This is a genomic window from Rhizobium sp. WW_1 (assembly GCF_003610155.1).
GTDB classification, from domain to species: Bacteria; Pseudomonadota; Alphaproteobacteria; order Rhizobiales; family Rhizobiaceae; genus Rhizobium; species Rhizobium tropici_A.
The window spans coordinates 323,478-336,823 of the sequence record NZ_RAIN01000005.1; the positions used below are offsets into that span (position 1 = coordinate 323,478).

The 13,346-nt window shown below is 59.1% G+C and carries 12 protein-coding genes; 7 read left to right on the forward strand and 5 right to left on the reverse strand.

Features of this window, described 5'->3' with window-relative positions:
• Positions 1 to 36 precede the first annotated feature (36 nt).
• The 5 genes from BJ928_RS17230 to BJ928_RS17255 all read left to right on the forward strand — a co-directional run bounded on the left by BJ928_RS17230 (position 37) and on the right by BJ928_RS17255 (position 5,176).
• A complete protein-coding gene (locus BJ928_RS17230) occupies positions 37 to 1,077 on the forward strand; it encodes an ABC transporter substrate-binding protein (protein ID WP_047631227.1) in 1,041 nt (346 codons plus the stop codon).
• 5 nt (positions 1,078 to 1,082) lie between these two features.
• Positions 1,083 to 1,967, forward strand: a complete 885-nt coding sequence (locus BJ928_RS17235; protein WP_197070128.1) for an ABC transporter permease — start codon at positions 1,083 to 1,085, stop codon at positions 1,965 to 1,967.
• 10 nt (positions 1,968 to 1,977) lie between these two features.
• Entirely contained in the window at positions 1,978 to 2,778 is an 801-nt protein-coding gene (locus BJ928_RS17240; protein WP_245432417.1) for an ABC transporter permease, read from the forward strand.
• Between the two features lie 19 nt (positions 2,779 to 2,797).
• A complete protein-coding gene (locus BJ928_RS17245; RefSeq protein ID WP_047631224.1) occupies positions 2,798 to 3,835 on the forward strand; it encodes an ABC transporter ATP-binding protein in 1,038 nt (345 codons plus the stop codon).
• 492 nt (positions 3,836 to 4,327) lie between these two features.
• Positions 4,328 to 5,176 carry a sugar phosphate isomerase/epimerase family protein gene (locus BJ928_RS17255; protein ID WP_245432386.1) on the forward strand — a complete coding sequence of 283 codons (849 nt, stop codon included), beginning with the start codon at positions 4,328 to 4,330 and terminating at the stop codon, positions 5,174 to 5,176.
• A 25-nt stretch (positions 5,177 to 5,201) separates the two neighbouring features.
• Here the strand turns inward: BJ928_RS17255 and BJ928_RS17260 are convergent, their stop codons facing one another.
• Positions 5,202 to 6,089, reverse strand: a complete 888-nt coding sequence (locus tag BJ928_RS17260; RefSeq protein ID WP_082011843.1) for a sugar phosphate isomerase/epimerase family protein — start codon at positions 6,087 to 6,089, stop codon at positions 5,202 to 5,204.
• Positions 6,090 to 6,209: 120 nt separating this feature from the next.
• On the opposite strand from BJ928_RS17260, the gene BJ928_RS17265 reads away from it, so the two are divergent.
• Entirely contained in the window at positions 6,210 to 7,697 is a 1,488-nt protein-coding gene (locus BJ928_RS17265; RefSeq protein WP_047631220.1) for a GMC oxidoreductase, read from the forward strand.
• A gap of 280 nt (positions 7,698 to 7,977) precedes the next feature.
• Here BJ928_RS17265 and BJ928_RS17270 read toward each other — a convergent pair whose 3' ends face one another.
• The 4 genes from BJ928_RS17270 to BJ928_RS17285 form a co-directional block, all read right to left on the reverse strand.
• Positions 7,978 to 8,877, reverse strand: a complete 900-nt coding sequence (locus BJ928_RS17270; RefSeq protein ID WP_052227688.1) for a BadF/BadG/BcrA/BcrD ATPase family protein — start codon at positions 8,875 to 8,877, stop codon at positions 7,978 to 7,980.
• A gap of 14 nt (positions 8,878 to 8,891) precedes the next feature.
• Positions 8,892 to 9,896, reverse strand: coding sequence for a hypothetical protein (locus BJ928_RS17275; protein WP_047631216.1), 1,005 nt, complete (start codon positions 9,894 to 9,896; stop codon positions 8,892 to 8,894).
• 126 nt (positions 9,897 to 10,022) lie between these two features.
• Positions 10,023 to 10,790 carry a GntR family transcriptional regulator gene (locus tag BJ928_RS17280; RefSeq protein WP_047631214.1) on the reverse strand — a complete coding sequence of 256 codons (768 nt, stop codon included), beginning with the start codon at positions 10,788 to 10,790 and terminating at the stop codon, positions 10,023 to 10,025.
• The gene (locus BJ928_RS17285) at positions 10,790 to 11,827 is read right to left on the reverse strand and encodes a Gfo/Idh/MocA family oxidoreductase (RefSeq protein WP_047631212.1); all 1,038 of its coding nucleotides are present in this window, start codon (positions 11,825 to 11,827) and stop codon (positions 10,790 to 10,792) included. The genes BJ928_RS17280 and BJ928_RS17285 overlap by 1 nt, the downstream gene beginning before the upstream one ends.
• 179 nt (positions 11,828 to 12,006) lie before the next feature.
• Here BJ928_RS17285 and BJ928_RS17290 point away from each other — a divergent pair, with 179 nt between their 5' ends.
• A complete protein-coding gene (locus BJ928_RS17290; protein WP_047631210.1) occupies positions 12,007 to 13,272 on the forward strand; it encodes an ABC transporter substrate-binding protein in 1,266 nt (421 codons plus the stop codon).
• The last annotated feature ends 74 nt before the right edge of the window (positions 13,273 to 13,346 follow it).

Consider the following 13,346-nt stretch of genomic DNA (forward strand, 5'->3'; position numbering starts at 1 on the left):
TGGTCCGGAGCGAATACAAAGAAGGAGGAGGAACTCATGTCGAAAATAAGAAGCGCGTTACTGGCTGCCCTCATCGGCGCCACGAGCATGATCATTGCACTCGACCAGGTGCGGGCGGAGGACAAGTCGCTGACTTTCGTTTCTTATCAGGGCACCCTGCAGGATTCGCAGATCAAGGCTTGGCAGCAGCCCTATACGGCGAGCCAGAATGTCCAGTTCGAAAACGATTCGCCACCTGACGGCGCGAAACTGAAGGCGATGGTCGAGGCCGGGGCGGTCTCCTGGGACGTCATGGATCAAGGCGCCGCCTTTGCAGAGCAGAACTGCGGCAAGCTTCTGGAAAAGCTGGATTTCTCCAAGATCGATACCTCCCAGTTTCCGGCTGGTTCTGTCAGCGATTGTGGCCTGCCCGTCTATTTCTTCGCGTTGACCTTCGTCTATAATACCGAAAAATATAAGGATCATCCGCCGACCAAGCTTGCGGATTTCTTCGATCTGAAGAATTTCCCTGGAACGCGCGTCCTGCCGCCGGATATCAGCCTGGGTACGTTGGAATACGCCCTCATGGCAGATGGTGTTGACGCCAAGAATCTCTACCCGATCGATGTCGATCGGGCGCTGAAAAAGCTCGACACGATCAAATCGTCGATCATCTTCACCAAGACGAATGGCGCGCTACAGCAGGCTCTTGTCGATGGTCAGGCTGACATGGGATTTGCCGTGACTGGCCGCGTTATCGCCTCGGCCAAGGCGGGCGCCCCCATCGCTCCGGTCTGGGACAAGACGATCCTTGGTTGGGACGCGCTCATCGTGCCGAAAGGTACGCCAAATCTGACGACTGCGATGGACTTCGTTCAATTCGTGTCGCGCCCGGAGCAGAACAAGCGTTTTGCAGAACTTGCGGGCGTTATTGCCGCGACAAGCAAGGCGACGCCTGATTATTCCGATCTCAACAAGACGTTCAATCCACGCCTGCATGACGAAACCGGCGACAGGGTCCTGCTTTCCAACGTGAAATGGTGGGCGGCGAACCTTAACTCGGTGATCGCCAAGGTCACTCCCTGGATGTCCCGATAGGTCCAATGATGGAAGCAGTTATCGACAATCGTGCCTCTGAAGGGCGCAAAACCACAACGGCGCCGATCAACATCGCGGTCTGGCTGCTGCTTCCATCGACCGTTCTATTGCTCGGGACCTTTCTCTACCCCTTGTTTTCCATCGCGATGCGGAGTTTTACCGACCCTGAATTCGGATTGCAGAACTACGCGTCTCTTTTGACTGACGACATCTCCATCGTCATTATTCTAAGAACTGTTCGCATCGCCGCGATCGTTGCGGTTGTGACGCTGTTCATCGGGTTCCCTTACGCCTACACGTTGACCTTGGTCACTCCACGAACGCGCGCCGTTCTCATGACGATAGCATTGCTGCCATTCTGGACATCGGCCATCGCCCGGAGTTTCGCATGGACATTGCTGATGCAACGCGGCGGCCTGATCGAGACGGCCTTTTCCTGGATCGGCTTGCCGGGCGTGGTGCTGATTCGCACGTCGACAGGCGTTACGATCGCCATGGCTCAAGTCCTGCTGCCTTACATGATCCTGCCGCTCTACAGCAATATGCGTGGGATTGATCGGCGGTTGTTGGATGCGGCGGCTTCCATGGGCTCTCCGAGATGGCGAGCATTTCTGGAAATCTACCTGCCGCTTTCCTTGCCCGGCATGCTGGCCGGCCTGTCTCTCGTATTTGTCATCTCTCTCGGTTTCTATGTCACCCCGGCGATCCTCGGATCACCGCAGGAGGCGCTCGTTTCGCAGTTGATCGCGACACGTGTCGACACTTTGCTTGATTTTGGCGGGGCAGGCGCACTTGCCGTCATCGTTCTGCTGGTTGCCGCGGCCCTGATGACCCTGATTGGCCGGCTGAACGCACGCCTCGATCTGCAACCCAATATGGCTGGAAAGTGAGGTGAGCGCGATGTCCTTGTTCTCGATGCGTCGCGAAAGCGGCCCTGGCCTTTTCCTGCGTTCCATGACCCTGCTGACCGCGATCCTGATCGTCCTCCCGACATTTGTCGTGATCCCGGCGAGTTTTACCGCCGGCGAGACCTTCCAATTCCCGCCACAGGAATGGTCGTTGCGGTGGTATGAGAATTTCTTCACCTCGCGCATGTGGCTTTCGTCGTTACTGCAATCGCTGCAGATCGCTTCATTCACTGCCGTTCTCGCGACGGTTCTCGGCGTCAGCGCGGCTATCGGGCTGACACGTATTCCGCGCCGGACAGGCGCCGTCCTCAAGCTTTTCTTCTCGCTTCCGTTGACTGTTCCGAGCGTTGTGATCGGGATCGCCATCTATGCGGTGTTCCTAAAATGGCATCTGGCAGGCACCTTGTCGGGTCTCGTGCTTGCGCATACGGCGCTTGCCATTCCTTTTGTGATTACGACGGTCGCCGCCAGCCTCACGGGCTATGACAATACGCTCGATCTTGCTTCGTCCAGCCTGGGTGCGGGGGGCATCACCACGCTTTTGAGGATCAAGATCCCGCTGCTTGCCCCCGGCGTCATCTCCGGTTTTCTCTTCGCGTTTGTCAGCTCCTTTGACGAGTTCGTCGTTGCGCTCTTTCTGCAGACGCCAAGGCTTAGAACGCTGCCGGTCCAGATGTACAATTCGATCGCCCTCGATATGGACCCCACCATATCCGCGGCCTCCAGCGTCATAGTCGTAGCAACGACGATCACCTTCCTGTTGGTCTCGCTCAGAGCCGGCAACAAGTTTTAGAAACAGCGGTTTCGTAAGAATGATGAAAAAGCACTCGATCAAGATCTCGAACGCAACCCGCTATTATCCGGGTGCCGCAAAACCCGCCATCGACGATGTCTCGCTCGACATTGCACCTGGCGAATTCATGACGTTTCTAGGCCCCAGTGGCTCCGGCAAGACAACCCTGCTGTCCATCATCGCCGGCTTCGTTACCCTTAGTGCCGGCTCGGTGGAGATCGATGGCCAGGACATCACGAATCTCAAGCCGCATAAGCGTGACCTCGGCGTCGTCTTCCAGCAGTATGCACTTTTCCCGCACATGACGGTATCTCAGAACGTCGCTTATCCGCTGCGGCAAAGGGGCGTTTCGAAGGCGGAAATCGAAAAGAAAGTGAGACACGTACTCGATCTCGTGCAGCTCGGCGATTTTGCGCATCGATTGCCGCGACAGCTTTCGGGCGGACAGCAGCAGCGCGTTGCGCTCGCCAGAGCCGTTGTCTACGAGCCCCGAGCGCTTCTGCTCGACGAGCCGCTCGGTGCCCTCGACAAGCGGTTGCGCGACCGCCTGCAGCTTGAGATTGCCCGCATGCACCGCGAGCTCGGAATGACGTTCGTCTTCGTCACGCATGACCAGGAGGAAGCACTCACGCTCTCCGACCGTATCGCGGTTTTCAATAATGGGAGAATCGTGCAGATCGGCACGCCGACCGAACTCTACCAGCGTCCGAACTCACTGTTCGTGGCGAGATTCCTTGGGGAATCCACCGTCATGGAAGGGCCGAACCAGGGAACGAGCATCATCGTTCGCCCCGAGCATATCAGTCTGAAGGGGCTCGCCAATAATTGCAGCGAGGGCGAGCTGTCCAAGCCTGCACGGATAACGGATATTGCCTTTGCCGGCGCTCATCTCAAGGTGGGATTGGCGTTTGCTGGCGGCGCGATCGGTTCGTCGTTGATCACAGCCGGCAACCCCTTGAGCTTCCAACGAGGAGAGGAAGTCCTGGCCGTTTGGAACAGGGAAAATCAGCATGCGGTTGCGAACGAAAACGTCGCCGCCGATTCCGCCGCGGGCTGATAATCCCCAGCGGTGCTCTCAGGCAAGATTTTGAAAGTCCGCCATCGCCGCGAATTTTATGGCTCAGGCTGTCGGATTGATGCCGAACCTCCATTTGCGATTGCTTAGGGCGATGTGGGTGGATGGTCGGTGGCGCGTGTCGTATGTGGCGGAACATAGAGATTTCGAACCACCGACATCTCTGTGCAAACAAAACGACATCACAGCCTGTTGGTTGTCGAGAGCGAGATCAGATACTTTTCAGTTGGATGGCGTCGACTGATCGAGTTCCGCGATGAGGGTTTATGTCACCATCAATCGTTTCCCGACGATTAGAAATCGGCGCTGGGAGTCGGGCTACAGGCATCTGACGGTTGGCGATGTTGGGGCGACCCCATAATAGCTGCGACGTGGCGCGCATGGCTTCTTGCCCTCCAATGACCAATTGATCAGCCTTGAATTGGCTGACATAGTTCCGCCGCGCATCCGCCCATACCAAGCAGAGATCCATCGATGACCGAATCCGCTGATCCTTCCGTGCTACCTGTTTCCGCTCGTCCCTTGGCGAAGATCAGCCTGAAATGGGGCATGATCGAGGAGCCGTCACTTTCCATTTTGGAGAAGTTCCAGCTTCTGCGCGATCTCGGCTATGACGGGGTCGAGCTCGACTCGCCCAGTGACCTGCCACTCGACGAGGTCCTGAACGCCCGTGACAGGACCGGACTGGAGATTCCCGGCCTGGTCAATGCCATGCACTGGAAGCATCCGCTGACGGACCCCGATCCATCGGTGCGCCAGGCCTGCGTCGATTCGATGGTCAAGGCTCTGCATGACGCGAAGCACTATGGCGCCACGACGGTGTTGCTTGTTCCCGGCGTCGTCAATGCAGGCACCAGTTACAAGACCGCTTATGCGAGAGCCGGCGAGGAAATCGCCAGAATCTTGCCCGCCGCGGAAGAGGCTGGCGTATCGATCGCCCTTGAAAACGTGTGGAACGACTTTCTGCTGAGCCCACTGGAGGCTGCGGGTTTCGTCGATCGCTTCAGGCATCCAAAGCTCGGCTGGTATTTCGATGTCGGCAATGTGCTCCGTTACGGCCGGCCGACGCATTGGATCGAGGCGCTCGGCAAGCGCATCCTGAAGATCGACATCAAGGAGTACAGTCTCGAAAAGATGAACAGCGAAGGCCCGTGGAAAGGCTTCGATGTCGAGTTGGGCGACGGCGACTGCGATTGGGCTGCGGTCAACAAGGCCCTATCCGATATCGGTTATTCGGGCTGGGCCTCGATCGAGGTGCCGGGCGGCAATCGACATCGCCTTGCCGATCTGAAGAAGCGCGTCGACCGGATCGCCGCGCTCTAATGTCTGGATTACAAAGGGGCGATGTTCAGCGGCCGGCAGCCGCAAACATCGCCTTCGCATTTTTAAGACCGGTTTCGCAGCCGTATTGCGTCGGCTCGTTGCCTTCATATTCCAGCGAGACGAAACCGTCATAGCCTGAGGCGACGATGTCCTCGACGATGGTCCTGACGGGCAGGTCGCCATAGCCGAAGACCGAGCCACGGATTGCCTGGCCGCCGACCGTCTGCAGCCAGTCCGCGCCGGGTGCGGTCTGGCGTACATAGAAATCCTTCAGGTGGACGAAGCTTGCATCGGGAAGGCACGCACGCGTTCCCGTCAGTGGGTTCTCGTCGACGCAGAGGAAATTGCCGATATCGACGGTCAGCTTGAAGCTCGGCAGACTGACGGCATGCAGAAGCCGTCTGATCCGCTCGCTCGAATTCATGAAGAAGCCGTGATCCTCGACGCTGGTCGTCACGCCATAGCGCCCTGCATGCGCGGCAAGCTCGTGGGTGGCTTCCGCGATTACCGGGAATGCCGCTTCGAACTGGCCTGGCTCCGTTGCGCGCAAGGACCACGGCACGACATCGTGGCGCAGGAAACGGATACCGAGCTTGTCGCAAAGCTCGACGTAGCGCTTCAATCGGCCAAGCTGGAATGCCCGTTCGCCGTCATCGATGAAATTGCCAGACATGCAAAGGCCGGAGATCGGCACGCCGTTTTTTCGGGACGCGTCCGTCAGCCGCTCCAGCATCTTGGCGTCGTTGGCGAGTTCGTATTGCAGATCCTGCCCTTCGGGCGCGACGGAAAGCGTGGCCAATTCGACATGATCGCCACCATGCTTGCCGACCCAGGCAAAGACATCCTCGATCTGCATGGCGCCGCTCTGCATCAACGGACGGAAACTGTATGAACTCAAACCTACCTTCATCATGGCACCTCCTCAAGCGCTGTCACCAAAACTTTGTTCGGTAACTTAACAATCCCGATTGACATCGGCTAGAATACATCTTTGTGTGATGTCAAATTGATTTAACATTGGGGAATAGCAGGAATGTCTGGTCAGTCTGCCGACGTCGTCATTATCGGAAGTGGTCCGACGGGCTCGGCCTATGCAAGGATCATCAGGAATAATTGGCCGGAAGCGCGCATTTTGATGGTCGAAGCCGGCCCGCAGATCCTGCCGCAAAAGGGCGCGCATCTCGACAATATCGCTGATCTCGACGAACGCGCGGCCTTCGAAGTGCGTGCCCAGGGTGGCGACCGCAGCCCGCGCATGCCGATCAACAAGGAAGAATGGGAGGCTCGCCGAGCCGGTGGTTTCGATCATTCGTTGCTGCGCCGCTCTGGCCTTTTTATCGCCAACGACGCCGATGCCCAGGATGAAAACCTGTTTGCCGGCTTCTCGGCGGCCAACGTCGGTGGCATGGGCACGAAATGGTCGACCGGCACGCCGGTCCCATCCGAGATCGAACTGGTGCCCTTCATCCCGGCCGAAGAGATGCATAAGGCTCTGGCCGTCTCGGCGAAATTGCTCGGTACGAACAAGGACCCGCGCGCCGGCGACGCTGCGGCTATCGCGATGCGCGAGCATCTGGGTGAGGTTTTCAACCCCGGCCGTACACCCGATCGTTTCGTCCAGCCAATGCCGCTCGCCGCAACACCTGGTCCCAATGGCCTGCGCTATCACGGCACAGATGTCGTCCTTGGCGACCTCGTCGACGAGCCGGAGGAGAGCTTTCATATTCTCTCCGAAACCGCCTGCCGCCGCGTGATCCATGAAAATGGCCGGGCCACGGGTGTGGAGCTTGTCCGCGCCGGCTCGCAAGAAACCTTCATCGTCAGCGCCGGCACGGTCGTCGTTGCTTGTGATTCTCTGCACTCGCCGCAGCTGCTCTACGCCTCCGGCATCCGCCCCGCAGCGCTCGGCCGCCATATCAACGACCACTATATCGTCTCGCAGATCACTGAGATGCAGACCGATGTGCCGATGACCGCGATGAGCTGGATTCCCTCCACCCGCGATTTCCCCTATTCGGTCACCATCGCCCCGGCCAGCCTGCATTCGATGCCGCATGCCAGCGACATGAGCGGGCAGCCGGTCGGCATGGGCGTTTTCGTGCCCTCTGATATCAGCGCCGACAACCGCGTCACCTTCGACGACAGCCGTCGTGACTGGCTTGGCCTGCCGGCCATCTCCATTCATTGGCGTCAGTCGGAAGGCGACAAGGCGCGCCTTGAAGAAGCCAAGGGCCATGCCCAACGCATTTCCGCCATTATCGGTCGCCCGGCGCCCGGTTTTGCTACCTTCGTGCAGCCCGTCGGCTCATCGCTGCATTATCAAGGCACGATCCGTATGGGCGAACGCGATGATGGCACAAGCGTCTGCGACAGGAATTCCAAGGTCTGGGGCTTCGACAACCTCTATGTCGCCGGCAATGGCGTCATCCCGACGATGACTGCAACCAACCCGACGCTGTTCAGCGTTGCTCTCGCCAGTATCGGCGCCAGCCGGATCGCTGCCGCTCGCCGCACCGCCTGACCGGGAGACTGGCTGAATTACCGGCGAGAATTTAGGGGTCTGGTGGTGGTCTCAGCGTGGAGCGCGCCGACATCAGGGTTTATGAGCGAACGTGACGTGGTCAACTATCAGTCCACAATTCGATCCTCATTGAACGCGAATGCATCTTGACCTGCCGCTGGACCCTTCATGCCGCAGCGATCCGAGCTTCGGCGTGCTTGAACGGCTCCGAGGTGAAGTTGCATATGTTCTTGCATGGGGTATGCGAGTCGAGCCGACCTGCCCAAGTCGCGCGGCATCGCTAGTCCGCAGCCGACAATGTCCTGCGCGCGAGGAAGACAGCACCTTCGACGGGCGGCACCGCCAGTCTGTGAATTCGCAGATGCGGATGTTTCGAGGATACGTGGTGCTTAAAGGCATCCAGGAGCGACGTTTGATTGACGATGACGCTTCCGGCGACAACGACGTCCGTTCCAACCGCACCGCGTGCCAGCAGTTGATCGACGAGGGCCGCCAGATATTGGGCGCCTTCATCGATCACCCGTGCGGCAAGCGCCGACCCCGCCGCTGCAGCGGCAAAGACTGCTGAACAGTGTGGCGCCCAATTAGCCGCGGTCGGCTCGTCGTTGACTTTGCGCGTCAGTCGCTCGGCGTCGGCAACGTCAAAATCGCGGATTAGGGCGCCGAGCAGCCCATCGTCAGACCTGCCTTCGTCGCGGGCGCGAAGTGCTGCGCGTGTCGCCTCGCGCACGAGAGCGGCGGCGCCGCCTTCGTCACCGATGACGGAACCCCATCCGCCTGTTGCCAGATGTGCGCCTGCCGCGTCGATGCCGACCCCGATCGCGCCGGTGCCAGCGATGATGCCGATGCCGTTTGGAAATCCAGCCGCCAAGGCGATCAAGCTGGCATCGTTGACGACGATGGCCTTGAGGTCATGGGTGGTCAGCGCTCTTTGCAGTTCATGTGCCGTCTCAGTTCGGTTGACACCCTGCGCCCCCAAGGCCATGGCGGCGACACGACCGTCAGTCGGAATATGCGGCCTGATGCGTTCCAGGATCCACAGCGCAGCCGGTTCTGCCGGCTCGGCGTCCCATTCACGACTGGTCAGGACCGTGTCCAGCAGGCGCTTTCCCCGTCTGTCCTCGATGACAAGGTGCGTCTTGGTGCCGCCTATATCCAGTGCGAGAAGGTAGTCCATCATATCCTTCATTCCCGTCAGGCGACTTTGGTATCGTTGTTTTGGAAGACGAAAGCATCGGGGTCGAGCTCGCGTGCGATTGCAGCCTCGACCGCTATGGTCTGCATGATCAGCGCTTCGACAATAGGACGCTGTGCTGGCGACAGGGAAGGGATTGCGACATGAACGAGATGGTTTTCCTCGTCAATGTCGAGCGGACTTGCCAGGATGACGTCGTAGCCGGCGCGCGCGAGCTTTTGGGCAAGCTGTACCTCGCGTTCCTCTCCGAAAATAATATGAGCGCCACGACCGGCAGATTCCATTGCGCCATGCAGATACTGGCGTGTAGACATGCCCGTCGATGGGATACGTGCGATTTCGCGCAGCAGGAGCGCACCGACTTCAGCGGAGCCTGAAGACGCGGCCGCGGCGACGCAGTCTACATATTGCGCATCGCGAAGCGGCGCAATCAGCGTGCCGATTCGGCTTCCAATCGCCCTTTCCGTCGTGCGGAAGACGTCGGAGAGCGACGGCCATGTACTGTCGATCGTGCCGCCGTCCCATGCCTCCGCGAGCATGCCAAGTGCTGCCACTGTCGCAGTATAGCCGATGGTCGAGGCATAGCTGTCTGGAATATTGCCGAGCGGCAAATGGGCGGCCGCGATGCTCTCGATCGGCGATTTTTCCGCATTGACGACGGAAAAGCGCAGGCGCGGGTCGATAGTCTCCAGCGCTGCCAGCGTTTCGGCGCTCTTTCCGCTCTGTGATACGCCGATCATCGGGTGGAGCGTTTCCGGAAACGGGATCGGATGTTCACCGGCGTTGAGACGCCAGCTGTGGATGCCGCGGCTCCGCAGCGTCCAGACCGCCGCCGCGCTTGCGGCAAAGCTCGCACCGATACCCAGGAAGATCGGGCCCGGGCCTTGAAGGAAGTGACGAGCCTGCAGGCTGCGGATGTCTTCTGCGAGCGACGCCAGCGCACGGGCGAGGGCATCGGCCTGTGTGGCTCGGGCATCTGCAAGAGGGATATATCCTTTGGGCAACTGGTTTCTCCTGGCTTATGGATAAACGGGGCTGGCGCGGGGGCACATCGGCACCAGCGGCAATCCTTCGTCGATTGTCGTAAGGGCAGGGTTTTCCCGCCATTTGATCTTTGCGTCCGGTAGCCTCTAGCTGCCGGCTTTGGCGATGCGATTGAAAGAGGTTCTCAGGCGATATCGATCACCGGCATAACGTATGGTCGATGATATCAGCGGCTTTCCCGTAGAATCTTCGATCAACTGATGCATGGTTAGGATCGGCATGCCCGGCTCGATTCCGAGATGTTTTGCCGTCACCGCATCGGCTCCCTGTGCCTCAATGGTCGATTCGGCTCGAGTAAGTTCAATCCCCGCATCGCTCATGATGCGGAAGAGGGATGCAGTGGTGAAATCAGCCATCGGTAACTTCAGTTCACCGAGGGCCGGAAAATAGGAAGCGTCTATCGCGACAGGCACGCCGTCGAGCTTGCGAATGCGCACGAGATGGAAGAGCTTTGAGCCCGGCGCAATCGAAAGCTCTTCCGCCTGGTCGAGCGTTGCGGAGGCTTCCTCGGCCCTCAAAACATCCGACGAGGCTTGCAAACCAAGTCGAGCCGCAGTTTCGCTGAAGGACTCCAGAGTTTGTGGAAATTCTTGGTGGGCCTCCATTGCCACATACCAGCCCCGGCCGTGGGACGAGACCAGCAGGCCGCTGCTGACTAGGCTCTGCAATGCGCGGCGCAGGGTGACGCGGCTGATCGCCAGGCGGTCGATCAGGTCGCGTTCAGGGGGCAAGCGACTTCCCGGCGCCAGCTTGCCGGCCGAAATCTCGCGCGCAACGGCCTTCGCGGCCTGCTGCCACAGCGGTTCAGGAGAATCCGATTGAAGCGGAGCGACCGCGCCGTCCATCTTGACCATCAGCCTATCGTTACCTTTTCCCACATTCTTGTCCGCATCGAACGGTAACAGGCATCCAGGATGCGGTTTACCACGACACCGTCCTCGAAAGTTTCCAGTGGCTGAGTTCCTGCAGCAAAGCAATCGACAAAATGGCGCATCTGCTGCGAAAACCCATAGGCACGCGTTTCCTCCGGCACGGGATAGACCCAGCCCGTGTCGGCGCTTGCCTTCTCCACAAGATAACCGACTGGCTTTTCAATGAAACCCCAGACGGGACCGACGGAGCTATCCGTAACGATGCGGCCGGCAGACCCGACCAATTCATGGCGCAGCTGCATGCCACCCTTCTCGATCCATGAGGATTCGATGGTTGCAAGCTGCCCGCCGGCGAATTTCAACAGAGCGATCGCCGTATCTTCGCCTGTCGTCTTGTCGGCGTGGGCAAGGGTTGCGCCCCACGCCATGACCTCGACCACGGGGTTGTCCTTGCCGAAGAAATGCCGAGCCGATTCGACCGTGTGGCATCCCATGTCGAGCAGCGCGCCGCCACCTGCCGTCTCCGCATCCCAAAAGTGCGCGGCGTGTGGGCCGGAATGTGCCTCGCGTGCCCGCATGGTCAGGAGATCGCCGATGCCGCCGGCCTGTATCATCTGATAGGCCTTGGCGATATTGGGCGAAAAGACCGAGCTTTCCGCATAGCCATGCCAGATGCCGGCATCAAGCACCACTTTCAGCATCTCCGCCGCTTCCTTCTCGGTGCGTGCGAGAGGCTTGGTGCAGACCACTCCCTTGCCGTAGCCTGCGGCAATTCGTGTCGCCTCGAGATGCATTTCGTTGGGAAGCGCGATCACGACGAGTTGCACGGCTGGATCGGCGCAAAGGGCGCCCATATCCTGATAGGCGGTAACGCCAGGTCCCCACTTTCTGGCGAATTCGCCGGCACGTGCGCCGTTGCGTGAATAGCATGCGACCAGTTGACCATTACGTACATCAAGCAGCGAGTCCGCGTAACAGTCGCCGATGAAGCCGGACCCCAATAAACCTACACCAATCATTCGCAGCCTCCCCCAGAAGTACATAGCCTCGATCTTGATTTATTGAATACCACATAAGACAAAAATGGGAAGAGAAAAAACATCTTGTCACATATTGTATTGAGATGTATCTTCTCGTCGTTCGTTGCGGACCGCGTGCGGTTACGCAATCCAAGCCAAAAGGGAGGGGAGAATTTCAGATGCGTTTGAAGCATGCATGTATCAAGGGCGCCCTGGTATCGCTGGGTGCCGTGCTCATGGCCGGCAGCGCGCTTGCCGCCGATGCTGTAACGATCAAGCTGGGAAGCTGGCGCACGGAGGATATTGCCGTCTGGCAGGACAAGTTGCTGCCGGCGTTCGAAAAGGAACATCCGGAAATCAAGGTCGAATTCGCCCCGATCAATACCAATGAATACAACGCCGCTATCCAGTCGCAGATCGAAGCGGGGGCCGGTCCGGACCTGTTAACCTGCCGTCCCTTCGATGTGAACCGGGAATGGATTCGGCGCGGCTATTTCGAGCCACTTAAGGACTTCTCACCGATCAAGGATTTCAGCGATACGTCGAAGGCGGCCTGGACCGACGGCAAGGGTGAGCCCTTCTGCCTGCCGGTCGCCGCAGTCCTCGCCGGCTTCTACTATAATGTCGATATCTTCAAGGAGCTTGGCTTGCAGCCGCCGAAGACGGCCGACGAATTCACAGCTGTGCTGCAGAAGATCAAGGACAGCGGCAAATATACGCCGCTCGCCTACGGCTCGGCCGACTCCTGGCAGCTTGCCTATAATGGCCTCTATAATATCGGTCCCGCCTACTGGAAGGGCGAGGAGGGAAGACAGGGTCTGCTCGACGGCAAGAAGAAGCTGACCGATCCGGACTTCGTCGCTGCTTTCAAAGCCTTCGCCGCCTGGAAGCCGTTCATGCCTGACGGCCAGGCAAGCCTCCAATATGCCGACATGACGCAGTTGTTCACCATCGGCCGCGCCGCCATCCTGCCCGACGGTTCCTGGGACATCAACCAGGTCACGGCGACGGGCCTTAATGTCGGCGTCTTCGGGCCGCCGTCGGCGACTGCGGATGGTAAGCGCTACCTGCAGGAAATGCCCGACATGGCGATCGGCATCAACGCGACCAGCAAGCATAAGGATGCCGCCAAGGTGTTTCTGACCTGGCTCGCAAGCCCCTCGTTCCAGGAGCTCTATGTCAATGAAGCACCGGGCTTCTTTTCCATGGGTTCGAAGCCGGTCGCATATAAGAATGAGCTGGCGCAGAAGTTTGCCGATCAAAAAAAGGGCGCCGAACTGACGCCGCGTCTGGCTTTGGATCGACTGAGCGCCGGCAATCCACCCCTCGACGACGAGACCTGGCGCGTGCTTCAGGTGATGATGACGAGTGACAAGCTCACACCGGATGCCGCTGCGGCCGAGCTGCAGAAGGGCCTCGATTCCTGGTACAAGCCGCAGAAGTAAAAGCCGTAAGGCCCGTATTTCCCCTTTGTCGGGAGATTGCGGGCCCTATTCATATTTGTGACGATCACACAGGA